Origin of the sequence: Microbacterium luteolum (assembly GCF_039533965.1) — a bacterium.
Classification (GTDB): domain Bacteria; phylum Actinomycetota; class Actinomycetes; order Actinomycetales; family Microbacteriaceae; genus Microbacterium; species Microbacterium luteolum.
In genome coordinates this window covers 2322485-2346913 of record NZ_BAAAUN010000001.1, presented here as the reverse complement: position 1 = coordinate 2346913, position 24429 = coordinate 2322485, and the positions used below count along the sequence as shown (strand labels likewise).

The following is a 24429-nucleotide window of genomic DNA, read 5'->3' as shown; positions in this document are numbered from 1 at the left end:
AAACCACAGGAGTTCTGATCCATGACTGAAAAGAAGCCGTGGCACGGCGTCAACCTCGCGACCACTCTGCCGATCAACCCGGACTTCTCCGTCAACTACGACGCGTACGCCGAGCACATCCGGTTCACCACCGACAACGGCGTGACGGGCATCATTCCCAACGGCTCCCTCGGCGAGTACCAGACGCTGACGGACGAGGAGCGCAAGCGCGTGTACCTCACCGCCGTCGAGGCCGCCCCCGAGGGCGTCGCCGTGATCCCCGGTGTCGGCGCCTACGGTGCCATGGAGAGCGTGCGTCTCACCGAGCACGCCGCCGAGCACGGCGCACCGGCCGTCATGCTGCTGCCGCCCAACGCCTACCGCGCGAGCGATGCCGAGATCATCGACCACTACCGCCGCGTCGCCGCGGTCGGCCTGCCGATCCTCGCGTACAACAACCCGATCGACACCAAGATCGACCTGCGTCCCGCGCTGCTCGCGCAGCTGTTCGACGAGGACCTCATCGTCTCGGTCAAGGAGTTCTCCGGCGACGTGCGCAACGCGTACGAGATCCGCGAGCTCGCCCCCGGCCTCGACATCTCGATCGGCTCCGACGACGTCGTGCTGGAACTCGGCATCAACGGCGCCATCGGCTGGGTCGCCGGATACCCGAACGCGATCCCGGCATCCACCGTCGAGCTCTACAACCTGGCGACGTCGGGCGACCCGGCCAGCTGGGCCAAGGCTCACGAGATGTACCGCGACCTGCACGCCCTGCTCCGCTGGGACTCGAAGACCTGGTTCGTCCAGGCGATCAAGCTCTCGCAGGAGGTCGCCGGCGTCGCACCCGCCGGCATCACGACGCGTCCGCCGCGCCTGCCGCTGCCGGACGAGGTCCGCACGCGTATCATCTCCGACACCGAGGCCGTCCTGGCCAAGGGCTACCGCTGATCCGGAGGCATCGATGCGAGCACAGCGCGTCTTCCACGCCGTCGACTCCCACACCGAGGGGATGCCGACGCGCGTGATCGTCGGCGGCGTCGGGGTGATGCCCGGGGCGAGCATGGAGGAGCGCCGGCAGTGGTTCATGGCGAACAGCGATGACCTGCGCACGCTCTTGATGAACGAGCCCCGCGGTCACAGCGCGATGAGCGGAGCGATCCTGCAGCCGCCGACGCGGCCGGATGCCGACTTCGGCGTGCTGTTCATCGAGGTGTCCGGCTGCCTGCCGATGTGCGGGCACGGCACGATCGGCGTCGCGACCGTGCTCGTCGAGACGGGTATGGTGCCCGTCGTCGAGCCGGTCACGACGATCCGCCTCGACACCCCGGCCGGTCTGGTGATCGCCGAGGTGCAGGTGTCCGACGGCCACGCCGACAGCGTGACGATCCGCAACGTGCCGTCGTTCGCGGTCGCGCTGGACCAGGTCGTGGAGGTCCCGGGGCTCGGGACCGTCGAGTACGACCTCGCCTTCGGCGGCAACTTCTACGCGATCGTCTCGCTCGAGCAGATCGGCCTGCCGTTCGACCGGGCGCACAAGGACGAGCTGCTGAAGGCCGGCCTGAGCATCATGGCCGCGATCGAGGAGGCCGGGTCGCCGGTGCATCCGATCGACCCGACCATCCGCGGCTGCCACCACGTGTATCTGAAGGCGCCGGGCTCCACGGCGCTGCACTCGCGACACGCGATGGCCATCCACCCCGGCTGGTTCGACCGCTCCCCCTGCGGCACCGGCACCAGCGCGCGCATGGCGCAGCTGCATGCCCGCGGCGAGCTGCCGCTCAACCAGGACTTCCGCAACGAGTCGTTCATCGGCACGAGCTTCATCGGGCGGCTCGTCGAGACGACCGAGGTCGCCGGCATCCCCGCCGTCATCCCGACCATCACGGGCCGCGCCTGGGTGACCGGGACGGCGCAGTACATGCTCGACCCCAGCGACCCGTTCCCGCGAGGTTTCGTGCTGTGACCTCCGTTCCCGTCATCGGCGTCGACGCGATCGACGCCGCGCTCGACCGCCAAGGCGCCGTCGCGGCGATCGAGGCGGCGCTGCGCGACGGCGTGGACGTGGAGTCGGACTCGCCGCGGCTCTTCAGCCCACTGGACCGCGGCGAGTTCCTGCTCATGCCGACCCAGTCGCCGGAGCATGCCGGGATCAAGGTCGTCACGATCGCCCCGCACAACAGCGAGCGCGGGCTGCCGAAGATCCAGGCCTGGTACCTGGTGTTCGATGCCGAGACGCTCAGCCCTCTCGCGATCCTCGAGGGCGCGCACCTCACCACGCTCCGCACGCCGGCCGTGACCGCCGTCGCGGTGCGCGGGATGCTCCGCGCCGACCCCCGTGGCCCGCGTGAGCACATCGACACGCTCGCCGTGCTCGGCTCGGGTCCGCAGGCCGAGGCGCATGTGCGCACGCTCGCCGCGCTGATGCCGATCGGCGCGGTCAGCATCCGTGGTCGCAACAGCACCAGGGCGGCCGAGCTCGTCGCACGGCTGCGCGCCGACGGCATCCCGGCGCAGCCCGGCGACGGACACGACCTGCGCGATGCGGACGTGATCGTCACCGCGACCTCGTCGTCGGAACCGGTCATCGCGCGCGCGGACGTCGACGACGACGCGGTCATCGCGGCGGTCGGCTCGCACGGCGCCGACCACCGGGAGCTGGCCGCCGACCTCGTGACCGACGCCGATCTGGTCGTGGAGGCGAGGGCCTCGGCGTTCCGGGAGAACGGCAACCTGCTCCAGGCCAGAGAGCTCGACGCGTGGCAGGCAGGTAGGCAGGCCGTGGCCAATCTGCCAGAGTTGGTCACGGGTGCGTTCGCGCGCCGTGAGGGGCATCCCGCCGTCTACACCGGCGTCGGGATGAGCTGGGAGGATCTCGCCGTGGTGGCGGAGATCCTGCGGGCGGCGCAGAGCGCCGACGCGATGCCTCGGGAGGGGGACTCAGATGTCCGGAAGTGATGTGCGGAGCCTCGTGCGGCTCAGCAAGCAGCCCAGCATCCGCGACACCGTGACACGGGCGCTGCGGTCCGCGATCATCAGCGGGGAGATGCAGCCCGGCCGGGTGTACTCCGCGCCGAGCCTCGGCGAGGAGTTCGGCATCTCGGCGATGCCGATCCGCGAGGCCATGCTCGATCTCGTCCGCGAGGGACTGGTCGTCGCCATGCCGAACCGCGGCTTCCGGGTCACCGAGGTGTCGTCGCACGACCTCGCCGAGGTCACCGAGCTGCGCCTCTTCCTCGAGCCGCCGGCCGTCGAGAAGGCGACGCCGCTCATCCCGGAGAGCGCCCACGCAGGCCTTCGCCGTCAGGCCGACGCCATCGTCGCCGCGGCCGAGCGCGGCGATCTCGTGGAGTACCTGAGCGCCGACAGCGACTTCCACCTCGCGATCCTGAACTACGCCGGCAACGCGCGCCTCACCCAGCTCGTCCAGTCGCTGCGATCGCAGACCCGGCTGTTCGGCCTCTCCGAGCTGTACGAGCGCGGTCATCTGACCAGCTCCGCCAAGGAGCATCACACGATCATGGATGCGATCGAGGAGGGCGACGCGGTGCGCGCGCGAGACCTCGTGTTCGCGCACATCGAGCACGTCCGCGGCGACTGGTCCGGGCATGCCGTGGAGGAGCCCGACCCCGCGGAGGCGATCGGGAAGTGAACGGATCGACCGCACGCGCCGACGTCGTCATCGTCGGCGCGGGAGTCGTCGGTGCCGCGACGGCGTACTTCGCCGCCGCCGCCGGCCTCTCCACCATCGTCGTCGAGCGCGGTTCCATCGCCTCGGGCACAAGCAGCCGCTGCGAGGGGAACATCCTCGTCTCGGACAAGGAGGTCGGCCCGGAGCTCGAGCTGTCGCTCTACTCGCAGCGCGTGTGGCGCGAGGATCTCGCCGAGCACGCGGCCCTCTGGGAGTTCGAGTCGAAGGGCGGGCTCGTCGTCGCCGGCAGCACCGCGAGCATGAGCGGCCTGGTCGACCTCGTCGCCCATCAGCGCGAACTCGGGATCCGCGCCGAGATCATCGACGACTACGCCGGTCTCCGCGAGCTCGAGCCGTACATCAACCCCGCCCTCGCCGGCGGTGCGTTCTACCCCGACGACGCGCAGGTGCAGCCGCTGCTCGCCACGCACCACCTGCTGCGGCTCGCTCGGGAGCACGGCGCGCAGCTGCACACCGGCACCACGGTGCACGGCATCCGCACCTCCGGCGGCAGAGCCGTCGGCGTCGACACCTCCATCGGACACATCTCCGCCGGCGCGATCGTCAACTGCGCCGGCCCCTGGAGCGGCGAGATCGCCGCGCTCGCGGGTGTGCACCTCCCGGTGCTGCCGCGTCGCGGATTCGTGCTGGTCACGGAGCCCGTGCCGGTGACGGTGCACCACAAGGTCTACGCGGCGGAGTACGTCGGCGATGTCGCCAGTTCGGATGCCGGGCTGCAGGTCTCCCCGGTCGTCGAGGGCACGCCCAGCGGGACGATCCTCCTGGGCGCGAGCCGCGAGCGGGTCGGCTTCGACTCCTCGTTCTCCGCCGAGGCCGTCGCTCGCATCGCGAAGAGCGGCCTCGGTCTGTTCCCCGCGCTGCGCGATGTCGGTGTGCAGCGCGCCTACTCGGGGTTCCGCCCGTACTGCCCCGACCATCTGCCCGCCATCGGCGAGGACGGCCGTCTGCCCGGTCTCTGGCATGCGGCGGGTCACGAGGGCGCGGGTGTCGGACTCTCGGTGGGTACGGGCAAGCTGCTCGCGCAGGCGCTGCGGGCTGAGACGACCGACCTCGACCTCGCCCCCTTCCGACCGGATCGACTCGAGGGACTGGTCGCGGCATGATCCGCGCGCAGGCCACCGGAGCGGATGCCGAGAACACGCTCACGTTCGACGGCACGCCTGTGCCGTTCGCGCCGGGGCAGACCATCGGGGGCGCGCTCGCCGCGGCGGGCATCGTCTCGTGGCGCACGACCCGTCGTGACCGGGCCCCGCGCGGCCTCTTCTGCGGTATCGGCGTCTGCTTCGACTGCCTCGTCACGGTCGACGGCATCCGCACCCAGCGCGCGTGCCTCGCAGAGGCCTGCGACGGACAGGACGTGCGCAGCTCCGACCCCGACGAACCGCTTCCGCTGCCGGAGGGATCCCATGACTGAGTCGGATGCCGCGACCATCGCCGACGTCGCCGTCATCGGTGCCGGCCCCGCGGGCCTCAGCGCCGCGGTCGCCGCCGCCGAGCACGGTCTGCAGGTCGTGCTGATCGACGCGGGCGCGCAGACGGGCGGCCAGTACTGGCGGCACCCGGACGAGCGGCACCGCGACGCTTTCGCTGCTCCGGAGGACACCGGGCATCACCACTGGCGGCACTACACCGACCTTCGCGATCGACTGGCCTCGGCGGTGGCCGCCGGGCGTCTCCGGCATGTCGCCGGGCGGCAGGTGTGGCGCACCGACAGCTTCGGCGACAGGGTGGCCCTGCGCACGAGTGCGGTCACCGGCGCGGATGCCCTTCCGCTCCTCGAGCGCACGACCTGGGCGCGTCGGCTCGTGATCGCGACCGGAGCCTACGATCGTCAGCTGCCCGTTCCCGGATGGACGCTGCCCGGGGTCATGGCCGCCGGCGGCGTGCAGGCGATGCTCAAGGCGAACCAGGTGAGAGCCGGTCGACGCGCGGTCGTGGCCGGCACCGGCCCGTTCCTGCTGTCGGTCGCCGCCGGGCTCGCCGCCGCCGGAGTCGAGGTCGTGGAGGTCGTCGACGCGAACGCCCTGTCGCGCTGGGCGGCCACGCCGCTGCGCGCACTCGAGGAGCCGGGGAAGCTCTGGGAGGGGGCGCAGTACGCGGCCACGTTCCTCCGCCATCGCGTGCCGCTGCGCACGCGGACCGTGGTCACCGCCGTGCGCGGCGGAGGCCGGGTCTCCGAGGTCGAACTGTCGCGCGTCGACAGCTCCGGCCGCGTGCGGCCCGGCACGTCCCGCACGGTCGCTGCGGACCTCGTCGCTTTCGGATGGGGATTCACCCCGCAGCTGGAGATCGCCGTCGGTCTCGGGCTGCGCACGGTCGTCGACGTCGACGAGTCGCTCGTCGTCGAGGTCGACGACGACATGCGCACCTCCGATCCGCTCGTCTTCGCCGCCGGCGAGGTCACCGGGATCGGCGGGGCGATCGCCTCGTGCGCCGAGGGCGAGCTCGCAGGGGCCGCCGCCGCGCAGGACCTCGGCGCCCACGTCGACCGGGCGAGCATGACCCGGCACCGTCGGCGGCTGCGGCGCGGGCGACGCTTCGCCGTCGGAATGCACCGGGCGAGTCCCGTCCCCGCGGCCTGGAGCGAGTGGCTGACCCCCGAGACGCACGTCTGCCGGTGCGAAGAGGTCACCGCCGCCGAGGTGTCGGATGCCGTGGGAACGCTGCACGCCGACGACGCCCGCGACGTGCGCGTCACGGCCCGGCCGGGGATGGGGCTGTGCCAGGGCAGGGTCTGCGGCTTCGCGCTCTCGAAGCTCGTCGCCACCGGGACCGGCCGCGACGTCGATGCCGCCGCACTCGAATCATTGACCAATCGACAGGTGGGCGTGCCCGTCTCGCTCGGCGATCTCGCCGCGCTCGAGCCGCACCACCGTTCTCAGGAGGAGACATGAGCATGCAGGACACGACCGCGACCGACGTGGACCGGATCGTCACGCGCGCCGCGCGCGCATCGGAGCAGTGGAAGCGCACCGCGATCGCCGAGCGCGCGCGAGTGCTGGTCGCCGTGGCCGACGCCCTCGACGCGCACGCGGACGAGCTGATCCCCGTCGCGCAGCGCGAGACCCACCTCGCCGAGCCGCGACTGCGCGGAGAGCTGCGTCGCACCAGCTTCCAGCTGCGGATGTTCGCCGAGATGCTGCCCGAGGGCCTCTGGCTCGACGCACGGATCGATCATGCGGATGCCGAGTGGCCGATGGGCGCTCCGCGTCCCGATCTCCGTCGCCAGCTGGAGCCGATCGGACCGACCCTCGTCTTCGCCGCGAGCAACTTCCCGTTCGCCTTCTCGGTCGCGGGCGGCGACACCGCGAGTGCGCTCGCCGCGGGGAACGCGGTCGTGCTCAAGGCCCACCACGGGCATCCGGACCTCTCGGCGGCGACCACGTCCGTCGTCGTCGATGCGCTCGCTGCCGCCGGCGCCCCCGACAGCCTGTTCCAGACGATCTACGGCACCGAGGCCGGCGTGCAGGCGCTTCAGGCGCCCGCGATCAAGGCTGCGGGCTTCACCGGGTCGGTGCGGGGCGGACGTGCGCTGTTCGACATCGCCAACGCCCGGCCGGAGCCCATCCCGTTCTACGGCGAGCTGGGGAGCACGAACCCCGCGTTCGTCACGCGGCGGGCGGCGGAGCAGGATGCTGCGGGCATCGCGCGCGACTTCGTCGCCTCCGTCACCGGCAGCGCCGGGCAGCTCTGCACCAAGCCGGGCGTGCTCTTCGTCCCGTCGGATTCGTCGGTCCTCGCCGAGCTCGAGGCCCAGGAGCTGCCGGCGGCGGCACCGCTGCTGAACGGCGGGATCGAGAACGGTTTCCGTGAGTCGCTCGCTTCGGCGCGAGCCGTCGACGGGGTGCGCACGGTCGTGACCGGAGCCGACGGCGAGGCGCCGGTGCCCGTGCTCCTCGCCACGACGGCCGAGACGCTCCGCGCGCAGATGGACACGCTGATGTCCGAGATCTTCGGCCCCGCCGCTCTCGTCGTGACCTATCAGGACGAGAGCGAGCTGGTGGAGATCGCGGCGCGGCTCGAGGGGCAACTGACGGCCACGGTGATCGGCCGGGACGACGACGAGATCGCACCGGAGCTCATCGCGGCGCTCTCGGAGCGGGCGGGGCGTGTGCTCTGGAACCAGTGGCCGACCGGGGTCTCGGTGACCTGGGCCCAGCAGCACGGAGGACCGTATCCTGCGACGACCGCGGTGGGTTCGACCTCGGTGGGCATGGCCGCGATCACGCGATTCCTGCGGCCCGTCGCCTACCAGAACGTGCCGGAGAGCCTGCTGCCGGATGCTCTCAAGGAGGCGAACCCGCTGCGCATCGTGCGTCGTGTGGACGGGGTCGTGGTCCTGCCCTGAGTCGTCAGGGCGCCGCCGGCGCGGGCTTGGCGAGGGAAAACCCAGAGCAAGCGGATGCTGCCCGGCGTGCCGCCGGCGGACACGCCGTGTCCGGTCATGGTGGTCTGGGTTTCCCCACCCGCCCTCAGGCGGTCGGCAGCCACACGCGCATCGCGGCACCGCCGTCGAACTCTGCGAACGGGCGGAGCTCGACGGTGACCGGTGTGCTCGCGGGATCCGACGCGCTCGACGAGTAGAGCGGTGCCGACGCGGCCGCGTCGCGGTGCGCGGCGAGCTCCAGCCGAGGTCCGAGAGCGATGCGCCCTTCGCTACCCTGAGCGGATTCGGCGGCGGTGATCCTTGCCTCCGCGACGCTCGCGGGGTCGATCGTGAGGCCGTCGACGTCGCCGACCGCGCAGTAGACGACGGGGCCACGACGTACGGCCACGGTACCGCGCACCGCGTCGATGCGCGGGTTCGGGTGGATGACGGTGGTCTGCACCGGGAGCCGCAGCTCCAGTGTCGTGCCGTCGAGGAGGGCATCGTCGATGACGATCCACCCGTCCTCGATGTGCGGCTCGATCTCGACGCCGTTCTGGCTCAGCGTCACGGATTCACCGGTCGCCCAGCCGGGCACGCGCAGCGCGAGCCGACGGCATCCGTCATCCGCATCCCCGTGCACGCGGATGCGGATGAGTCCGTCGGCGGGGTAGGCCGTGTCGATCTCCACGGTCGCGCCGTGCGCCTGCACGGTGGCGGAGGCGTAGAGGGCGATGTCGAGGCCGTCCGTCCGCTCCGCGGCGAGGTGATGCTCGAGCGTGGCGAAGGTGCGCATCAGGTTCGGCGGACAGCAGGCGCAGCTGAACCAGCGGCGCCGTGCGTCGGGGGCGGCTCCGCCGTACGGGCGCTCGTCGCGCACCTGGAGCGGGTTGACGTAGGTGAACGAATCTCCGTGTGCGGAGATCCCGGCCGCGACGACGTTGTACAGGGCCGTCTCGGCGACGTCGAGGCACGAGGCCGCCCCGGTGGCCAGGTACATCCGCCATGCCCAGCCGAACAGGGCGACGCCCGCGCACGTCTCGGCGTAGGCGCGATCCGGCGGCAGCTCGAATGCCTCGCCGAAGGCCTCGTCCTCATGGCGGGCTCCCGTGCCGCCGGTGACGTACATCCGCCGATCGACGAGGTCGTCCCACTGCGTGCGGATTGTGTCGAGCATCGCCGGGTCGCCGGTCTCGAGGTACAGGTCCGTGATCCCCTGGTTCAGGTAGAGGGCCCGGACCGCGTGGCCGCGCATCGTGGTGGCCTGGAGGGCGGGCTGCTCGTCCTGGTAGTAGGCCGCGCCGAAGGTCACGCCGCCGAGGAAACCTGCGCCGCGGCGGCGCACGAAGGCCTCGGCCAGGCGCAGCGGAGCCTCGGCGCCCGTCGTGCGGTGAAGCTCCACGAGTGCCGCTTCGACGAGCGGATGCCCGCAGTACTCGACCGCGTCATCGGAGCCGATCCTGTCCACGACGTGCGCGACGAAGCGCTCGGCGACCCCGAGCAGGCGATCGTCGGCGATGGCGCGATGCGCGGCGACCGCTGCCTGGATCAGGTGACCGAGGCAGTAGAGCTCGTGTCCCTGGGCGAAGTCGCTCCACGGAAGACGGTCGTCTCTGCCGAGGTAGGCCGAGTCGAGGTAGCCGTCGTCCTGCTGTGCGCGCTCGATCAGGTCGACCGTGCGGTCGAAGAAGGCCCGGAGTCCGGCATCCGCTTCTCTGCCCATCTCCCAGGCGGCGGCTTCCAGCGTCTTGTAGATGTCGGAGTCGGCGAACAGCATGCCGCGAAAGTCGGCATCGGTCTCGCCGGTGAGGCGCCGCAGGTTGTCGAGGTTGCCGTACTCCTCGAGCATCGCCATACCGTGGGGCAGGGTGACCTGCCGATTGCGCTGATGCCAGGCGTGCACCTGGCCGCGGTCGATGGCGGGCGGTGCGGGGAGGGGACGGCGCACACCGTGCCTGGTCTGTCCGAGGGGTCCGCGACTGATCCTGCGGTCGTCGGGCATGTCCGGGCCTCGCTTCGTGTAGTGCTCGCGCCGTGGTGCGACGAGTGGTGCAATTGTACTTGTACCGGGTTCGCGGGTGCGAGAAGTTTCACTCATCCACAGATGCGAGCAATCTGCTTCCCTTGCCGTGCTGGATGTCATGATGGTCCACATGGCCATCTCGCTGCTCGATCGGGCGATCTACTCCTATGCGGACGTCGATCGTCTCGTCGGGTTGCGCGGCGGCACCTCGCGTCGCTGGCTCGAGGGATACGTGCGGGCGGGGAAGTACTACGACCCCGTGCTGCGTGAAGCGCCGACCGGTGTCGAGACGGTGACCTGGGGTGAAATGGTCGAAGCGAGAATGCTCGCCGAGTTCCGTGACCAGGACGTTTCTGTGCAGCGGCTCCGCCCGGCGATCGAGAAGCTCCGGACTGAGTTCGGCCCCTATCCTCTGGCGCAGGCGAGCCCGTTCCTCGATGTGGAGGGGCGAGAACTCGTGAGAGTCGTGCAGGAGAGTGTCGGACTCGACCGATCGCTGCAACTCGTCGTCGCGCGCAACGGTCAGAGCATGATGGCGGCGGCCACGGAGCGCTTCCGTGACGCTGTCGACTACGAAGCGGGTTCGGTCGGACGTTTCCGCCCCGACCCGCGGACTCCCGAGGTCGTCATGGATCCCGAGCGGACCTTCGGTCAGCCGGCGATCCGCAACGTGCGCACCGAGGTGCTCGCTGAGGACTACCGAGCGGGATCGACGCGCGAAGAGCTGGCCGAACTGTATGAGCTCACTCCGGCGCAAGTCGACGCTGCCATTCGGTTCGAGCTGATCGCCGGCAGCGACCGGGCGGCGTGATGAACGGTTTCTCGCCGGTGTACTTCGCCGACGAGAACACGCTGGGCATGGCCAAGGTGCTGATCCGGCTCGGCCGAGCCGATGTCGTTCATCCGGGGCATTCCCGTTTGCCCGCAGTGCCCTTGGGTGCGCGTGACCTGGATTGGATGCCCCTTGTGGGTGCCGCCGGGTTCATCGTCGTGACCCGGGACCGACGAATTCGCACCAGGCCCGCCGAACTCGCGGCGTACAAGTCCTTCGGCATCCGCTCCGTCTGGATCGGCGCAAAGCAAGACCTCCGTCCACAGGAGCAGGCCGACTTGTTTCTCGCACACGAAGAACGGCTCAAGCGAGAGATCATCAAGCGAGGTGCAGGGCCTTGGGCGCTGGCGATGAACGTGTCGGGTTTGCGCCCTGTGCGGCTTCCTGATTGACCGCGGGGTCAGCATGCAAATGCTGGGCGAAGAAATCTCATGATTCTGCTGAGTTCAGTCCGCTAGTGTTTGTCTGAATGCTCCCAGATTTGGAGCGGATGCGCCTCCGGGCGGATACTTCTGGCAATGCGGCCATCTCATTCCGGCCCGAGAATCGACATGCAGACCACCTCCTCCCTCGCGCCTGAGACGACCATCGCCGTGATCGGCGCCGGACGTCTCGGCGGCGTCCTCGCCCGGGCGCTCCGCACGGCGGGGTACCAGGTGCTCGGGCCCCTCCGGCGCGAGCAGGCGATGCCGACCGTCGACATCGCGCTGCTCTGCGTTCCGGATGCCGCTATCGCCGCAGTCGCGTTCGTCGCCCGCCCGCACGCGCGGCTGGTCGGCCATGTCTCGGGTGCGACCCCGCTCGACGACGTCGACTTCAGCATCCACCCGCTGCAGACCTTCGCCGGCTCCGAGACGCCCGATGTGTTCCACGGCATCGGCGCCGCGGTCGCCGGCCGCACCCCCGACGCACTCGCGACGGCCGAGCAGCTCGCCCGCGGCCTCGGAGCCCGCCCCTTCGGAGTCGACGACGACGACCGCGCGACCTATCACGCGGCAGCATCCTTCTCCTCGAACTTCGTGCTCGCCGCGCTCGACGCCGCCGAGCAGCTCGCCTCCGAGGCCGGCATCCCCGCCGACGAGGCGCGTGACCGCCTCGCCCCGCTCGTGCGCCGCACCGTCGACAACTGGGTGGCCGGCGGCGCCCGGGCCGCGCTCACCGGACCCATCGCCCGCGGCGACGAGGCGACGGTCGCGCGGCAGCGCGCGGCATCCGGAGGGTTCCAGGACCTCTTCGACGCACTCGCCGTCGCCACGCGAGCGATCGCAGCAAGGGAAGAAACCGCATGAGGATCGTCCGTACGATCGCCGAGGTGCGGGCCGCGGTGCGCGACGCACGGCACACCGAAAAGAGCGTCGGTCTCGTCCCCACGATGGGTGCCTTCCACGAAGGTCATCTCTCGCTCATGCGCCGCGCGCGCGAGCAGAACGACCTCGTCGTCGTCTCGCTCTTCGTCAACCCGACGCAGTTCGGTGCGAACGAAGACCTCGGCGCCTACCCGCGCGACGAGGCCCGGGATGCCGCACTCGCCGAGGCCGAGGGCGTCGACATCCTGTTCGCGCCCGCGGCATCCGAGATCTACCCCGACGGATTCGCGACCACGATCCATGTATCGGGCCTCACCGAGGTGCTCGACGGCGCGAGTCGCGGCACGCACCACTTCGATGGCGTCGCCACCGTCGTCACGAAGCTGTTCGGCATCGTCCGCCCCGAAGTCGCGTACTTCGGGCAGAAGGATGCGCAGCAGATCCTCGTCGTCCGCCGCGTCGTGCGCGACCTCGACCTCGACGTGCGCATCGAGGCCTGCCCGATCGTGCGCGAGGGCGATGGACTCGCCATGAGTTCGCGCAACGTCTACCTCGACGCGGATGCCCGCGCCCAGGCGACCGCGTTGAACCAGGCGCTCGACGCCGCGGCATCCGTCTTCGAGGCGGGGGAGCGCGACGGCGACAGCATCCTGTCCGCCGCCCACCGTGTGCTCGCCGAGGCCGGGATCACGCCCGACTACCTCGAACTCCGCGACGCGGGGACCCTGGAATCCGTCACGCGCGTCCAGAGCGATGCCCTCCTCGCGGTCGCCGCCCGCGTGGGCGCGGCTCGACTGATCGACAACCACACCCTCTCCGCTACGAAGGGCCGCTGATGCGACGCACCATGCTGAAGTCGAAGATCCACCGCGCGACCGTCACCGGCAGCGACCTCCACTACGTCGGCTCGATCACCGTCGACCCCGACCTGCTCGAGGCCGCCGACATCCTCCCGCACGAGCAGGTGCACGTGGTCGACGTCGACAACGGCGCGCGCTTCGAGACCTACACGCTCGTGGGCGAGCGCGGATCCGGCGTGATCCAGGTCAACGGCGCTGCCGCCCGCCTCGTGCACACGGGCGACACGATCATCGTCATCTCCTACGCCGACTACTCCGCAGAAGACCTGACGGAGTACTCGCCGACCGTCGTGCACGTCGACCGGGCGAACAGCATCATCCAGGTCGACGATGCCGTCGACCGGCTGCTGACGGAGGCAGCGCTGTGAGCGCGCACGCGGCACCCCGTAAGCGCGTCACGCTCGCGAGCCTCGCCGCGAAGAAGGATGCCGGCGATCCGATCGTCATGGTCACCGCCTACGACCACCCGAGTGCGCAGATCGTCGAGGAGGCTGGAGTCGACATGGTGCTCGTCGGCGACTCGGCCGCGATGACCGTGCTCGGCTACGAGAGCACGGTCCCGGTGACGGTCGACGAGATGCTCATGCTGACGAAGGCGGTCCGGCGCGGGCTGACGGTGCCGCTGCTCGTCGGCGACCTGCCGTTCGGGTCGTATGAGGCATCGGACGAACTCGCGATCACGACCGCGCAGCGCTTCATCAAGGAGGCCGGGTGCGACCTCGTCAAGATCGAGCGCGGCGGAGCGACCGTCGACCGGGCGCGGGCTCTCGTGCGGGCCGGCATCCCGGTGGTGGGTCACGTCGGCCTCACTCCGCAGACCGCCACGGCCCTGGGTGGCTACCGCGCGCAGGGACGCACCGCGGATGCCGCGCTCGCCGTGATCGACGATGCCCTCGCCCTGCAGGATGCCGGCTGCTCTCTGCTCGTCGTCGAGGCGGTGCCGTCGGAGGTCACCGCGGCGCTCGTGCCCCTGCTCGACATCCCGGTCATCGGGATCGGAGCGGGAGCGGATGCCGACGGCCAGGTGCTCGTGTTCCACGACCTGCTCGGGCTGTACGACGGCGGCGCGGCGAAGTTCGTGAAGCGCTACGCGGAGCTGCGCGACTCGGCGGTCGCCGGGGTGTCGGAGTATGCGGCAGAGGTGCGCGGCGGGGTGTATCCGGGGGTCGAGCACGGGTACGCGATGCCGGCGGACGAGGCTGCGCGCCTGCGGGAGCTGCTCGCTGGGAGATAGCGCGCGCCGCGGCATCCGTCTGTTCGGCGCGGTCTGCGGTCTGCCGGTACCTGTGCAGGCAGAAATCACGGATGCAGGTCCAGAACACGTCTTCTGAACCTGCATCCGAGAATCCTGCCGACAACTGGGCCGAACGGAGACCGGCCGGGTCAGTCGGCGCCCTCGGCCTCCCAGCGCAGCAGGTCGCCGGGCTGGCACTCGAGCACCTCGCACAGAGCATCCAGGGTCGTGAAGCGCACCGCCTTCGCGCGTCCGTTCTTGAGCACCGCGAGGTTGGTCGGGGTGATGCCGATGCGCTCGGCCAGCTCGCCGACGCTCATCTTGCGCCGGGCCATCATCACGTCGATGTCGACGACGACGGGCATCAGATCACCTCGTTGTCGAGCTCGGAGCGCAGCGACTGCGCCTCGGTCTCGCTGGCGACCGCCTGACGCAGCAGCGCCTTCATCACGACGACGAGCAGCGCCATGCCGCCGAGGACGAGCGATGCCCCGCAGATCAGGCCCACGACTCCGGGCGCCGCATCGCCAGGGGCGAGTGCGATCGCCAGTGCCAGCGCCAGGATCGCGGCGACGAGGATCGCCGCGATGATCACGTCGACGTAGAGGAACGACGACTCCGAGAAGATCGATCCGCGCCGCACCCGGTTGAGCAGCAGCCACACGCAGATGCCGAACACCTGCAGCGTGCCGACGCCGAGGACGACGACGCCCACGAGGAAGATCCGTCCCAAGAGCTCGCCTTCGCCGAGATCGAGCCAGAGCAGCGGGGCGATGAGTGCCTGAACGGCCACCGACCCGACCAGCGCGATCGCGATCACGACCTGCAGCACGACGATCGTCGCTTTCCGCATGGTTTCACCTTTCATCGAAGAACAGTAGGAATCTATCGTTTATCGACAGATACGGCAAGTTGTGCGGCGGTGAGGAGTCACGGAATGCCGCGTCGCACGCAGGTCAGGCGACAATCTATGACTCTTCACGCCCAGCGTTCGACTCTTGCACGCGCAGGAGAGTGAGTGTACAGTCACTCATATGTCCACGACGCGTAGCTCGATCCTCTCCACGGCCGACGCCCGTCGCCCCCTCGTGGCGTCGGCGGCGCTCGCCGAGTTCGCTCGCGGCGGCTATCACGGCACGACCGTCGCGGATGTCGCACGTGAGGCGAAGATCTCGCCGGCTTACGTCTTCAAGCTCTACTCGGGCAAGGAGGCGCTGTTCATCGCCGCGCTCGAGGCCTGCTTCGAAGCGATCCTCGTCGCCCTCGAAGAGGGAGCGGATGCTGCTGCCGAACAGACGCCCGAGGCGATCCTCGACGCCATGGGTGACGCGTACGCGCACCTGATTTCGGACCGGAAGCTGCTCATGCTGCAGGTGCATGCGCAGTCCGTGGCCGAGATCCCGGAGGTCGGCGCGGCACTTCGCACCGGGCTGGGTCGCGTGACCGCCTTCGCGCAGAGTCGCTCCGGCGGCTCCGACGAAGATGTGCAGCGCTTCATCGCCTTCGGCCAGCTGTGCCACCTCATCGTCACCGCCCAGCTCGACGGGCACCCGGAGCAGTGGGCGAAACTGCTGACCCGCGGCATCCGCCACCCCGACTGAATCACCGGCCCGGCTCGTCCGGGCTCTCGTGTGGCCGCAAGAGTGAGTGAGCAATCACTCATCACCCCGAAAGGAAGATCATGTCCACTCTCACCGTTCCCACCGCGCAGGATGCTGCGCCGCGCAGTTCGCGCCGCTGGCTCGCGCTCAGTGTTCTCGCGCTCGCGCAGTTCCTCGTGGTGCTCGACGCCTCGATCGTGAACATCGCGCTCCCCGTGCTCGGGCAGCAGCTCGGCATGGACACCGGCGCGCTCGCTTGGGTCATCACCGCGTACGTCCTCGCCTTCGGCGGGCTGCTGCTCCTCGGCGGACGACTGGCCGACCGCTACGGCCACCGCCGGGTGTTCCTCGTCGGGACGGCCGGATTCGTCGCGGCATCCGCCCTGGCCGGTCTCTCGTTCTCGGCCGAGATGCTCCTGGCGGCTCGCGCGCTGCAGGGCGCGTCGGCGGCACTCCTCGCCCCGGCGGCTCTGGCGCTGCTCACCCACCTCTTCCCCGACGCCAAGGAGCGCACCACGGCGCTCGGCGTGTGGGGCGGCGTGGCCGGCATCGGATCCGCGGCCGGTGTGCTGCTCGGAGGCGTGCTCACCGCGACCCTCGGCTGGCAGTCCGTGTTCTTCGTGAACGTTCCGATCGGCGCGATCGTGTTGATCGCGATCCCGCTGCTCGTCACCCGCGACGGTGCGCGCACCCCCGGACGTCTGGATGTCGCCGGCGCCGTCACTGTCACGGCCGCGCTCGTCGCCCTGGTCGGCGGCTTCAGCGCCGTCGAGCAGCTCGGGTTCCTGCATCCGCTCCCTCTCGTGCTCTTCGCGGGCGCGCTGGTGCTGGGAGCCGCCTTCCTCGTGATCGAGCGTCGGACTGCCGAGCCGCTCGTGCCGCTGTCGGTGTTCCGCAACCGCAGCCTCGCGCTCGGCAACGTCGTGATGGTTTTGGGCGGCGCTGCGATGGTCGCGCTGTTCTTCGCGCTGTCGGTCTACATGCAGGCGGTGCTCGGATACGACGCGCTCGCCGCCGGGCTCTCGCAGCTTCCGCTCGCCGGTGCCCTGGTGCTCGTGGCCGGAGCGGTGCCGAGCCTGATCGGACGGCTCGGTGTGCGCCCCGTGCTCATCGGGTCGCTGCTCGTGCTCGCCGGCGGCCTGGTCTGGCTCGCTGCGGCGCCCTCGGATGCCGCGTTCGTCGCGCAGCTGCTCGGCCCGACGCTCCTGATCGGCATCGGCCTCGGCGGAGCCTTCGTCGCCACGACGCAGCTCGCGGTCGACGGCGTCGAGGGTGGCGAGGCGGGACTCGCCGGTGGACTCATCAACACGAGCCAGCAGATCGGCGGCGCCGTCGGTCTGGCCGTGCTCGGGACCATCGCCGGACTGCGTACCGCCGCTCTCGAGGCGGACGGCGCGACAGCGGCGGATGCTCTCACCGGCGGCTTCGCCTGGCTCTTCCTCGGAGCCGCCGCGCTGGCCGTGGTCGGTGCGGGGGTCGTGGCGGTGTGGCGGCGGGGGTGAGGTTCGCGGCTTGAGGGTGCACTCGGGAGGAGAACTCTCTCAGGGGCGGAGGATTCCTGCGGATTCGTCAGCCCGAGAGCGAGTTCTCCTCCCGATGCGGTGCGGGGGTGGGTCGTGCGGGCGGGGTTCGCCTCAGTCCGCGCGGCGCACGCGCGACACCAGCGCCACGACCGCCAGGGCGATCACGACGATCCCGTATCCGATGCAGACCGTCTCGAGGCCGACGATGCCGACGAGCGATCCGGCGATCACCGCAGGGACTCCGAAGGCCAGGTAGGCGAGCAGGTAGATGACGGCGAATGTGTCGGCGCGCTGGGTCGCGGGGATGCGCGGGGCGAGCGAGGCGACGACCCCCGAGAATCCGGTGCCGAAGCCCATCCCGGTCACGGCGGTCGCGGCGAGATAGAAGGGCAGCGATCCGAGTCCCAGCGCCGCGAGCGACAGGGCGGTGCCGATGGCCAGCGCCGTGGTCCCGAACACGACCGACGTGCGTGGGCGCCGATGACGCATCAGGAATGCGGTGATCGCGCCGACGCCGGCGAGCATCGCGACCGCGAGTCCCTGCCAGACGTGCGCGGAGCCGCCGAGCTCGTTGTGCACGATGTTCGCGCCGAGCGACAGGAACAGTCCGCCGGTGGCCCAGCCCGCCACCACCGCCGGAGCGCCGCGCCAGAAGTCCGCCCTGATCGCAGGCGGGATCGACAGCCGGAAGCTGAGCGAAGCCCACACGCCGGGCTTGCGCGGCGCGGTCTCCGGCACGAGGAAGAACAGCACGGCGAGCAGGAGGTACGCGGTGCTCAGGGGCGCGAAGACGTCGAGCAGCGCGTCGCCGCTCAGGTCGAGCACCATTCCGGAGGCGAGTGCTCCGAGGGCCAGCCCGATGCCGGGGCTCAGCGCGTTCCACAGGGCCGCGACGCCCGCGCGCCCGCCCGGTGCGAAGTCGAGGGCGGTCGCCGAGAGTGCCGAGATGAGCAGACCACTCGCAATGCCCTGCAGAATTCGGGCGAAGAACAGTGTCGCCACGGCATCCGCGTGCCAGAACAGGAACATGCTGCCCGCCAGGAGCAGGAGACCCGCGATGACGACCGGTCTGCGACCGATGTGGTCGGACAGGGAGCCGGCGGTCAGGAGCGTCAGCAGCAGGGAGACGGCGTACACGGCGAAGACCGCAGCGATCACGATCGCATCGAAGCCGATGTCCTGTGCGAGCACCGGGTAGAACGGCGAAGGCGCGCTCGCCGCGATCATCATCGCCACCTGCGCGACGATCGCCAGCCCGAACCCGAACCGGGCGCGGGGGATCTGAGAGCCCTGGGCCTGCGGAACGGCAGCGGCATCTGCCGGCGGGCGGACGATCGGCTCGGTGGTGGTCATGCGTGCTCCTCTGGGTTCGAGAATCATCGAACTATCGGAGCGTACTCGCTATCTCGCAATTGTTCAACTATTCTCGAACCATGCCTGGCGATCTTCCCCACCCGGAGCGCTCCGAGATCCAGCTCACGGACGTGCTCTTCGCGCTCAGTGACCCCGAGCGCCTGGCCATCGCCCGTCAGCTCGCCGACGGCCCGCTCGACATGGCCGCCTGCCACGCCACTGACCCGAATCTGCCGAAGTCGACCAAGTCGCATTTCATGAAGGTGCTGCGCGAGGCCGGTGTCATCCGCAACGAACCCAACGGACGGCGACGGATGCTGACGCTCCGACGAGACGACCTCGACACGCTCTTCCCCGGGCTGCTCGAATCCGTGCTCCGGGGTTGAGGGGGAGCGCGCCTGAGCCGGGCGCTCCCGCGCGCGCCCGCTCAGCGTGCCGGTACCTCCACGGCGCAGTGCGCCGCGGCCGCACGAGCCAGGCGCTGGTCGAGAGTGAGCAGCGCCGACCTCGTGACCTCGGCGAGGACGACGTAGGCGGCGTCATAGGCGCTGAGGTTCTGGCGCAGGTCGAGCACGCGCGGCACGAGCGGCAGTGACGGATACAGCTCGAGCCGCAGACGGCGCAGGTCGGATGCCGCACGGTCGAGGCGTTCGTCGCTGACCACGCCGCCGCGGTTCAGACCGCGCAGGGCCGAGGCGACCTCGATCGGGAGGATCTCGGGCGCGATCAGATGCTCGGTGACCAGCCGTTCGTGGAGCCGCGACGGTCCGCCCGTCGTGGTCAGCAGATCGACGACGACGGAGGCATCGACGACGATCATCCTGTGCGACGGCCGTCGTGGATCGCCGACACGATCGCGCTCGCCGGAAGGGAGGCCTGCGGTGGGCGACTCGCGAGCTCGGCGAACAGCTCGCCGAGCGTCGGCTGCCCGGCAAGGCGTGTGAGCTCAGCGGTCAGATACTGCTGCAGCGACTGGCCGTGCGCCTCGGCCCGCGCCGTGAGCACGGCGTGGACGCCGGGATCGAGGTCGCGGATCAGCACGTTCGGCATGCTTACAGTATGCATGCGTTCTCCGACGGAAGGGAAGGGTTTCTCATGCGTCCAGCCTGGGGGAATCACCACCGCAGTCCGCGCCGGGAAGACGCAATCCGTGGGCGGATTCTCGCGGACACCGACTGTGCAGAAATGGTCAGGACGCGATGCGTCCCGCGTTCGTCCGCCCCGCGGCATCCGTCCCGATCTCGGCCCAGACGGCGTCGAGCGAGATGCCGAGCACGCCGCTGATCGCCGCGATCGTCGAGAAGGCGGGCGTCGCCACTCGGCCGGACTCGATCTTGCGCAGGGTCTCGGGCGAGACGCCGGCGTCCAGGGCGACAGCGAGCATCGACCGCTCGCCGCGCGCCTGTCGCAGCAGGGCGCCGAGGCGCTCGCCGCGTTCGACCTCGGCGGGGGTGAGCGGCATCCGGACCATCATGATGCCCATACTAATCCCGGGATAGTATTACCGGGATAGTTATCGGAATCGGAGAGAGAACCATGATCGAGATCCTGAACGACGACGAGCTCGTCCGTGCGCGCGACGCCGGTGCACTCGTCGGCGGCATCCTGCAGAGCCTGAAGAAGCGCGCGGTCGTCGGCGTGAACCTGCTCGACCTCGACCGGTGGACGAAGCAGATGATCGAGGATGCCGGAGCCGAATCCTGCTACGTCGACTACGCGCCCTCGTTCGGACGCGGACCCTTCGGCCATTACGTCTGCACCGCGGTCAACGACGCGGTCCTCCACGGCATGCCGCACGACTACGCCCTCGCCGACGGCGACCTGCTGACCCTCGACCTGGCCGTCACCCTGCGCGGCATCTCGGCCGACGCGGCGATCAGCTTCATCGTGGGCGACACCCAGGCGCCCGAGGATCTGGCACTGATCGACGCGACCGAGCGCGCACTCGCCGCCGGTATCGCGGCCGTGCGACCCGGCGCCCGCATCGGCGACCTGTCGCGCGCGATCGGCACGGTGCTGCGCGGCGCCGGCTACTCGGTCAACCTCGAGTTCGGCGGGCACGGCATCGGATCGACCATGCACCAGGACCCGCATGTCGCGAACGACGGGCGTCCTGGTCGCGGCTACATCATGCGCCCCGGGCTGCTGCTGGCGCTCGAGCCGTGGGTCATGGCCGACACCGACGAGCTGGTCACCGACGCCGACGGCTGGACCCTGCGCAGCGCGACCGGATGCCGCACCGCGCACACCGAGCACACGATCGCGGTCACCGCGGAGGGCGCCGAGATCCTCACCCTTCCGCGGGTCTGAGCCGCAGCATCCGCCTGCGGTCAGCAGAGGATCTGCCGGCTCCGCCGACCGCCGCCTAGAGTGGCAGCATGCCCGGCACCGCGCCTCCCGAGTGGACGCAGATCGACCTGACCAGTCGCCGCGGCGGCGCGGGGCAACGGATCACGGCGGTGATCCTCGCCGTGGTCGGGGTGGCCGGCTTCGCCCTGAGCTTCCGCTCGCTGGCGCCCTGGTGGTGGGAGTTCGCGCTCATGGCCTTCGGATGCGCGGTCATCGTGCTGCTCGCCGCGGGGCTCTGGATCAACGCCGGAACGAGCGTCGCCTCGACGGTCGCACTTCAGGAGACCGGCGCTGCCGTCGTGCTGCCGGTCGTCGCCGCGTTCGAGACCAGCGATGAGAGCCTCCGATACCAGCTGCAGCTGCGCCTGCCCACGGTCGACGAGGAGTTCGTCGTGCACGCCTGCGGCGATCGGCGGTGCGTCGCCGCCGGACGCGCGGCGCCGGATGCCGAACTGCCCGTGCTGCTCGACGCGGCACACAAGACCTGGGGTGTCGTCCACGATGCCCAGGGGTCGTGAACGCGATGAAACTCCCACCCGGCGTTCAGGGTTAACGATATATCGTTGAGTATCGTTCACCGCAGACCCGGGAGGTCATCATGAACAACTCATTCCCCTTCGGTGCAGCCGGCAGCAGCAACGCCGACAACCCGCTCACCAGCATCTTCGGCACCGGCGGCCTCGGCGGTGCCAACGGTCCGGCCGGCGCACTCTTCGACGCGTTCGACCAGTTCCGCAAGTCCTTCGAGCAGCGTCCGTCCGGCGGCTCGCGCATGGCCCGCGGCGACGTCCGCACGGCGGTGCTCTCTCTGCTCGCCGAGAAGCCGATGCACGGTTACCAGATCATCAACGAGATCGCCGAGCGCAGCGGCGGATCGTGGAAGCCCAGCGCCGGATCGGTCTACCCGACCCTCCAGCTGCTTGCCGACGAGGGCCTCATCTCGGCCGAGGAGCAGAACGGTCGCAAGACCTACTCGCTCACCGAGGCCGGTCGCGCCGTCGCCGACGAGTCGTCCGAGACGAAGGCTCCGTGGGAGTCGTCCGACAAGGACGGCCACCGCAACGACCCGCGCTTCACCGCGCTCCCCAAGGCGGGCGTCGACCTCGCCGGTGCCGCTGCCGCGGTCGGTCGCAGCGGTTCGCCCGAGCAGGTGCAGGCCGCGATCGAGATCCTCGACGACGCGCGCCGTAAGCTCTACTCCATCCTCGCTCAGGACTGATACCGGGGTGATGAAGGAGACCCACCGATGACGGATGCCGCGGCCCAGGGCGTGCACCGCGCCCGCTACCGTCGCATCCTGTCGTTCGCGGCACGCGAGTTCCTCAAGGTCTGGTGGTACGAGCTCGTGCTGCCGCGCCTCGGCATGACGTCGGTCGCGGAGCGCACGCGCGGACCGCGGATGCAGAGGTTCGCCCGGCGTTTCCATGTGCTCGCCGTCGAACTCGGCGGACTCATGATCAAGGTCGGGCAGTTCATGTCGTCGCGCCTCGACGTGCTGCCGCCCGAGATCACGGCCGAGCTGGAGGGGCTGCAGGACGAGGTCCCGGCCGTGCCGTTCGCCGACCTCCGTGTGGTCGCCGAAGCCGAGCTCGGGATGCCGCTGGCCCGCGCCTACGCCTGGTTCGACGAGACTCCGGTGGCCGCGGCATCCCTCGGTCAGGCGCATCGCGCCCGGCTCTCGGAGCAGGACGCCGCCGACACGGGACTCGACACGGTGGTCGTGAAGGTGCAGCGTCCCGGCATCGACGAGATCGTCGCGGTCGACCTCGCTGCCCTCCGCCGCGTGGCGCGCTGGGCGATGCGCGTGCGGCTCGTCTCGGATCGGGTCGACGCCCCCGCGCTCGTCGAGGAGTTCGCGCAGACGAGCCTCGAGGAGATCGACTACCTGCACGAGGCCGCGAGCGCCGAGCGGTTCCGCGAGAACTTCGCCGCCGATCCGCGCGTCGACACCCCCGAGATCGTCTGGGAGCGGTCGACCCGGCGTGTGCTCACGCTGTCGGATGTCACGGCGATCAAGATCAACGACATCGACGCGCTGCGCGCCGCCGGCATCGACCCCTCCCAGGTCGCCGACGTGTTCGCCGAGGTGATGTTCGACCAGGTGTTCACGCACAGCTTCGTGCACGCCGACCCCCATCCGGGGAACATCTTCGTGACACCGGTCTCCGAGGCGGGCCCTTCGACAGGCTCAGGGACCCAGGGTGCGGATTCAGGGGCCCAGGGTGCGCGCGCAGGGACCCAGGGTGCGGATTCAGGGACTCGGGAGCGGAACTTCCGGCTCACATTCATCGACTTCGGGATGATGGCCGAGGTGCCGGACAACCTCCGCAACGGCCTGCGCACGCTCCTCATCGCCGTCGCCGGGCGCGACAGCCGGGGACTCGTCGCGGCCGCGAAGGAGATCGGCGTGCTGCTGCCGTCGGCCGACACCAACGAGCTCGAGCGCGCGCTCTCCGCCCTGTTCGCGCGATTCGGGGGGATGGGGTTCGCGGAGCTCAGCACCGTCGATCCCCGAGAGTTCAAGGACTTCGCCGACGAGTTCGGCGACATGGTGCGGTCGCTCCCGCTCCAGCTGCCGGAGAACATGCTGCTCCTCATCCGCGCCGTCTCGCTGACGTCGGGCATGTGCAGCGGCCTCAACCCCGCGTTCAACGTGTGGGATGCCGCCGAGCCGTATGCGGCGCGGCTGCTGCGCGATGAGTCGGGCAACCTCATCCAGGACGTGGCGAAGCAGGCCATGGAGACCGCGGCCCTCACGATGCGCCTGCCGAAGCGCATCGACAACATCATCACGCGCATCGACGACGGCAACGTGTCGTTCGACACCTCGCGCCTCGAACGCCGCCTCGACCGGCTCGAGGGCATCGCCCGTCGCATCGCGTCAGGAGTGCTCTTCGCCGCGATGCTCGTGGGCGGAGCCCTGCTCGTCACGCCGCTGCCTCCGCTCGGCATCACGCTGATCTGCGTCTCGGCGCTGCCTCTGCTGCACGCGGTCTTCGCGGGAGTCGGGCGGCGCGGGCCGCGCTGACGCGCTTCCCCAGACTCAGCGCCTCAGGGCTGGGTCCCTGAGCCTGTCGAAGGGGCATGGGAGAATGGTCTTCCATGGAGACCCCTGACGAGAAGCCCGCCGCACGCTCCGAAGGACCACCGCCGGGAACGGGCATCGTCCCGACCGCGAAGAAGATCGTCCGCGACATCGCCGCGGTTCCGCCGCGCAGCGTGCACCCGGCGCTCGTGCCCGGCGTCTCGGTCGAGGAGACCGGCCGCTCGTACCGCACGGATCCGCTCGT

At 70.3% G+C, this 24429-nt stretch carries 28 protein-coding genes; 21 read left to right on the top strand and 7 right to left on the bottom strand.

All coding sequences use genetic code 11. The features are described from left to right. The first annotated feature begins 21 nt into the window (after positions 1–21). The 8 genes from ABD648_RS11275 to ABD648_RS11240 are packed head-to-tail and all read left to right on the top strand — an operon-like array spanning position 22 to position 8039. On the top strand, positions 22–930 hold the full coding sequence (locus tag ABD648_RS11275) for a dihydrodipicolinate synthase family protein (RefSeq protein ID WP_282215050.1): 909 nt from the start codon (positions 22–24) through the stop codon (positions 928–930). Positions 931–943: 13 nt separating this feature from the next. Further along, complete coding sequence (locus ABD648_RS11270) at positions 944–1945, top strand: proline racemase family protein (RefSeq protein ID WP_282215049.1); 1002 nt, start codon at positions 944–946, stop codon at positions 1943–1945. Continuing rightward, positions 1942–2937: an ornithine cyclodeaminase family protein gene (locus tag ABD648_RS11265; protein WP_282215048.1), complete on the top strand. Its 996-nt coding sequence runs from the start codon at positions 1942–1944 to the stop codon at positions 2935–2937. Before ABD648_RS11270 ends, ABD648_RS11265 begins: the two co-directional genes overlap by 4 nt. Beyond that, positions 2924–3631: a GntR family transcriptional regulator gene (locus ABD648_RS11260; RefSeq protein ID WP_282215047.1), complete on the top strand. Its 708-nt coding sequence runs from the start codon at positions 2924–2926 to the stop codon at positions 3629–3631. Before ABD648_RS11265 ends, ABD648_RS11260 begins: the two co-directional genes overlap by 14 nt. Next, a complete protein-coding gene (locus tag ABD648_RS11255; RefSeq protein ID WP_282215046.1) occupies positions 3628–4794 on the top strand; it encodes an NAD(P)/FAD-dependent oxidoreductase in 1167 nt (388 codons plus the stop codon). Before ABD648_RS11260 ends, ABD648_RS11255 begins: the two co-directional genes overlap by 4 nt. Further along, positions 4791–5105, top strand: coding sequence for a (2Fe-2S)-binding protein (locus ABD648_RS11250; RefSeq protein ID WP_282215045.1), 315 nt, complete (start codon positions 4791–4793; stop codon positions 5103–5105). Before ABD648_RS11255 ends, ABD648_RS11250 begins: the two co-directional genes overlap by 4 nt. Beyond that, on the top strand, positions 5098–6585 hold the full coding sequence (locus tag ABD648_RS11245; RefSeq protein WP_282215044.1) for an NAD(P)/FAD-dependent oxidoreductase: 1488 nt from the start codon (positions 5098–5100) through the stop codon (positions 6583–6585). Before ABD648_RS11250 ends, ABD648_RS11245 begins: the two co-directional genes overlap by 8 nt. Further along, entirely contained in the window at positions 6582–8039 is a 1458-nt protein-coding gene (locus ABD648_RS11240; protein ID WP_282215043.1) for an aldehyde dehydrogenase (NADP(+)), read from the top strand. Before ABD648_RS11245 ends, ABD648_RS11240 begins: the two co-directional genes overlap by 4 nt. 124 nt (positions 8040–8163) lie before the next feature. Here the strand turns inward: ABD648_RS11240 and ABD648_RS11235 are convergent, their stop codons facing one another. Continuing rightward, the gene (locus ABD648_RS11235) at positions 8164–10059 is read right to left on the bottom strand and encodes a glycoside hydrolase family 127 protein (RefSeq protein WP_282215042.1); all 1896 of its coding nucleotides are present in this window, start codon (positions 10057–10059) and stop codon (positions 8164–8166) included. Between the two features lie 151 nt (positions 10060–10210). Between ABD648_RS11235 and ABD648_RS11230 the strand changes: the two genes are divergently transcribed. From ABD648_RS11230 to panB, 6 genes are all read left to right on the top strand, one after another. Further along, positions 10211–10891 carry a DUF433 domain-containing protein gene (locus tag ABD648_RS11230; protein WP_282215041.1) on the top strand — a complete coding sequence of 227 codons (681 nt, stop codon included), beginning with the start codon at positions 10211–10213 and terminating at the stop codon, positions 10889–10891. Beyond that, positions 10891–11304 (top strand): PIN-like domain-containing protein, encoded by a 414-nt coding sequence (locus ABD648_RS11225; protein WP_282215040.1) that lies wholly within the window; start codon positions 10891–10893, stop codon positions 11302–11304. Before ABD648_RS11230 ends, ABD648_RS11225 begins: the two co-directional genes overlap by 1 nt. A gap of 159 nt (positions 11305–11463) precedes the next feature. Beyond that, positions 11464–12201 carry a Rossmann-like and DUF2520 domain-containing protein gene (locus tag ABD648_RS11220; protein WP_282215039.1) on the top strand — a complete coding sequence of 246 codons (738 nt, stop codon included), beginning with the start codon at positions 11464–11466 and terminating at the stop codon, positions 12199–12201. Continuing rightward, complete coding sequence (gene panC, locus ABD648_RS11215; protein ID WP_282215038.1) at positions 12198–13055, top strand: pantoate--beta-alanine ligase; 858 nt, start codon at positions 12198–12200, stop codon at positions 13053–13055. The genes ABD648_RS11220 and panC overlap by 4 nt, the downstream gene beginning before the upstream one ends. Then, entirely contained in the window at positions 13055–13447 is a 393-nt protein-coding gene (panD, locus tag ABD648_RS11210; RefSeq protein ID WP_282215037.1) for an aspartate 1-decarboxylase, read from the top strand. Before panC ends, panD begins: the two co-directional genes overlap by 1 nt. Beyond that, the gene (gene panB / locus ABD648_RS11205) at positions 13444–14313 is read left to right on the top strand and encodes a 3-methyl-2-oxobutanoate hydroxymethyltransferase (RefSeq protein WP_282215036.1); all 870 of its coding nucleotides are present in this window, start codon (positions 13444–13446) and stop codon (positions 14311–14313) included. The genes panD and panB overlap by 4 nt, the downstream gene beginning before the upstream one ends. Positions 14314–14462: 149 nt before the next feature. Here the strand turns inward: panB and ABD648_RS11200 are convergent, their stop codons facing one another. Continuing rightward, positions 14463–14678 carry a helix-turn-helix domain-containing protein gene (locus tag ABD648_RS11200; protein WP_282215035.1) on the bottom strand — a complete coding sequence of 72 codons (216 nt, stop codon included), beginning with the start codon at positions 14676–14678 and terminating at the stop codon, positions 14463–14465. Continuing rightward, positions 14678–15166, bottom strand: a complete 489-nt coding sequence (locus ABD648_RS11195; RefSeq protein WP_282215034.1) for a DUF2975 domain-containing protein — start codon at positions 15164–15166, stop codon at positions 14678–14680. The genes ABD648_RS11200 and ABD648_RS11195 overlap by 1 nt, the downstream gene beginning before the upstream one ends. A gap of 181 nt (positions 15167–15347) precedes the next feature. Between ABD648_RS11195 and ABD648_RS11190 the strand changes: the two genes are divergently transcribed. Then, on the top strand, positions 15348–15914 hold the full coding sequence (locus ABD648_RS11190) for a TetR/AcrR family transcriptional regulator (RefSeq protein ID WP_282215033.1): 567 nt from the start codon (positions 15348–15350) through the stop codon (positions 15912–15914). A gap of 80 nt (positions 15915–15994) precedes the next feature. Next, positions 15995–17416 carry an MFS transporter gene (locus ABD648_RS11185; protein WP_282215032.1) on the top strand — a complete coding sequence of 474 codons (1422 nt, stop codon included), beginning with the start codon at positions 15995–15997 and terminating at the stop codon, positions 17414–17416. A gap of 132 nt (positions 17417–17548) precedes the next feature. Here ABD648_RS11185 and ABD648_RS11180 read toward each other — a convergent pair whose 3' ends face one another. Beyond that, positions 17549–18790, bottom strand: coding sequence for an MFS transporter (locus ABD648_RS11180; protein ID WP_282215031.1), 1242 nt, complete (start codon positions 18788–18790; stop codon positions 17549–17551). A gap of 80 nt (positions 18791–18870) precedes the next feature. Here ABD648_RS11180 and ABD648_RS11175 point away from each other — a divergent pair, with 80 nt between their 5' ends. Further along, on the top strand, positions 18871–19176 hold the full coding sequence (locus ABD648_RS11175; RefSeq protein ID WP_282215030.1) for an ArsR/SmtB family transcription factor: 306 nt from the start codon (positions 18871–18873) through the stop codon (positions 19174–19176). 41 nt (positions 19177–19217) lie between these two features. Here the strand turns inward: ABD648_RS11175 and ABD648_RS11170 are convergent, their stop codons facing one another. The 3 genes from ABD648_RS11170 to ABD648_RS11160 all read right to left on the bottom strand — a co-directional run bounded on the left by ABD648_RS11170 (position 19218) and on the right by ABD648_RS11160 (position 20261). Next, a complete protein-coding gene (locus ABD648_RS11170) occupies positions 19218–19610 on the bottom strand; it encodes a type II toxin-antitoxin system VapC family toxin (RefSeq protein WP_282215029.1) in 393 nt (130 codons plus the stop codon). Next, positions 19607–19840 carry a FitA-like ribbon-helix-helix domain-containing protein gene (locus ABD648_RS11165; RefSeq protein WP_282215028.1) on the bottom strand — a complete coding sequence of 78 codons (234 nt, stop codon included), beginning with the start codon at positions 19838–19840 and terminating at the stop codon, positions 19607–19609. Before ABD648_RS11165 ends, ABD648_RS11170 begins: the two co-directional genes overlap by 4 nt. 139 nt (positions 19841–19979) lie before the next feature. After that, entirely contained in the window at positions 19980–20261 is a 282-nt protein-coding gene (locus tag ABD648_RS11160) for a helix-turn-helix domain-containing protein (RefSeq protein ID WP_282217540.1), read from the bottom strand. A gap of 65 nt (positions 20262–20326) precedes the next feature. Between ABD648_RS11160 and map the strand changes: the two genes are divergently transcribed. The 4 genes from map (at position 20327) to ABD648_RS11140 (ending at position 24167) form a co-directional block, all read left to right on the top strand. After that, entirely contained in the window at positions 20327–21100 is a 774-nt protein-coding gene (gene map / locus ABD648_RS11155; RefSeq protein WP_282215027.1) for a type I methionyl aminopeptidase, read from the top strand. A 68-nt stretch (positions 21101–21168) separates the two neighbouring features. Then, a complete protein-coding gene (locus ABD648_RS11150) occupies positions 21169–21657 on the top strand; it encodes a hypothetical protein (protein ID WP_282215026.1) in 489 nt (162 codons plus the stop codon). 80 nt (positions 21658–21737) lie between these two features. Beyond that, positions 21738–22358 (top strand): PadR family transcriptional regulator, encoded by a 621-nt coding sequence (locus tag ABD648_RS11145; protein ID WP_282215025.1) that lies wholly within the window; start codon positions 21738–21740, stop codon positions 22356–22358. Between the two features lie 27 nt (positions 22359–22385). Continuing rightward, positions 22386–24167: an ABC1 kinase family protein gene (locus ABD648_RS11140; RefSeq protein WP_282215024.1), complete on the top strand. Its 1782-nt coding sequence runs from the start codon at positions 22386–22388 to the stop codon at positions 24165–24167. Positions 24168–24429 lie beyond the last annotated feature (262 nt).

Bases quoted from the DNA above. Each gene is read 5' to 3' on its own strand.
- ABD648_RS11260 (WP_282215047.1), top strand. From the start codon at position 2,924: ATGTCCGGAAGTGATGTGCGGAGCCTCGTGCGGCTCAGCAAGCAGCCC.
- ABD648_RS11195 (WP_282215034.1), bottom strand. From the start codon at position 15,166: ATGCGGAAAGCGACGATCGTCGTGCTGCAGGTCGTGATCGCGATCGCG.
- panC (WP_282215038.1), top strand. From the start codon at position 12,198: ATGAGGATCGTCCGTACGATCGCCGAGGTGCGGGCCGCGGTGCGCGAC.
- ABD648_RS11235 (WP_282215042.1), bottom strand. From the start codon at position 10,059: ATGCCCGACGACCGCAGGATCAGTCGCGGACCCCTCGGACAGACCAGG.
- ABD648_RS11175 (WP_282215030.1), top strand. From the start codon at position 18,871: ATGCCTGGCGATCTTCCCCACCCGGAGCGCTCCGAGATCCAGCTCACG.
- ABD648_RS11180 (WP_282215031.1), bottom strand. From the start codon at position 18,790: ATGACCACCACCGAGCCGATCGTCCGCCCGCCGGCAGATGCCGCTGCC.
- ABD648_RS11185 (WP_282215032.1), top strand. From the start codon at position 15,995: ATGTCCACTCTCACCGTTCCCACCGCGCAGGATGCTGCGCCGCGCAGT.
- ABD648_RS11200 (WP_282215035.1), bottom strand. From the start codon at position 14,678: ATGCCCGTCGTCGTCGACATCGACGTGATGATGGCCCGGCGCAAGATG.
- ABD648_RS11270 (WP_282215049.1), top strand. From the start codon at position 944: ATGCGAGCACAGCGCGTCTTCCACGCCGTCGACTCCCACACCGAGGGG.
- ABD648_RS11170 (WP_282215029.1), bottom strand. From the start codon at position 19,610: ATGATCGTCGTCGATGCCTCCGTCGTCGTCGATCTGCTGACCACGACG.
- panD (WP_282215037.1), top strand. From the start codon at position 13,055: ATGCGACGCACCATGCTGAAGTCGAAGATCCACCGCGCGACCGTCACC.
- ABD648_RS11140 (WP_282215024.1), top strand. From the start codon at position 22,386: ATGACGGATGCCGCGGCCCAGGGCGTGCACCGCGCCCGCTACCGTCGC.
- ABD648_RS11245 (WP_282215044.1), top strand. From the start codon at position 5,098: ATGACTGAGTCGGATGCCGCGACCATCGCCGACGTCGCCGTCATCGGT.
- ABD648_RS11275 (WP_282215050.1), top strand. From the start codon at position 22: ATGACTGAAAAGAAGCCGTGGCACGGCGTCAACCTCGCGACCACTCTG.
- ABD648_RS11220 (WP_282215039.1), top strand. From the start codon at position 11,464: ATGCAGACCACCTCCTCCCTCGCGCCTGAGACGACCATCGCCGTGATC.
- ABD648_RS11190 (WP_282215033.1), top strand. From the start codon at position 15,348: ATGTCCACGACGCGTAGCTCGATCCTCTCCACGGCCGACGCCCGTCGC.
- ABD648_RS11230 (WP_282215041.1), top strand. From the start codon at position 10,211: ATGGCCATCTCGCTGCTCGATCGGGCGATCTACTCCTATGCGGACGTC.
- ABD648_RS11240 (WP_282215043.1), top strand. From the start codon at position 6,582: ATGAGCATGCAGGACACGACCGCGACCGACGTGGACCGGATCGTCACG.
- map (WP_282215027.1), top strand. From the start codon at position 20,327: ATGATCGAGATCCTGAACGACGACGAGCTCGTCCGTGCGCGCGACGCC.
- ABD648_RS11145 (WP_282215025.1), top strand. From the start codon at position 21,738: ATGAACAACTCATTCCCCTTCGGTGCAGCCGGCAGCAGCAACGCCGAC.
- ABD648_RS11250 (WP_282215045.1), top strand. From the start codon at position 4,791: ATGATCCGCGCGCAGGCCACCGGAGCGGATGCCGAGAACACGCTCACG.
- ABD648_RS11225 (WP_282215040.1), top strand. From the start codon at position 10,891: ATGAACGGTTTCTCGCCGGTGTACTTCGCCGACGAGAACACGCTGGGC.
- ABD648_RS11160 (WP_282217540.1), bottom strand. From the start codon at position 20,261: ATGGTCCGGATGCCGCTCACCCCCGCCGAGGTCGAACGCGGCGAGCGC.
- ABD648_RS11150 (WP_282215026.1), top strand. From the start codon at position 21,169: ATGCCCGGCACCGCGCCTCCCGAGTGGACGCAGATCGACCTGACCAGT.
- ABD648_RS11165 (WP_282215028.1), bottom strand. From the start codon at position 19,840: ATGCCGAACGTGCTGATCCGCGACCTCGATCCCGGCGTCCACGCCGTG.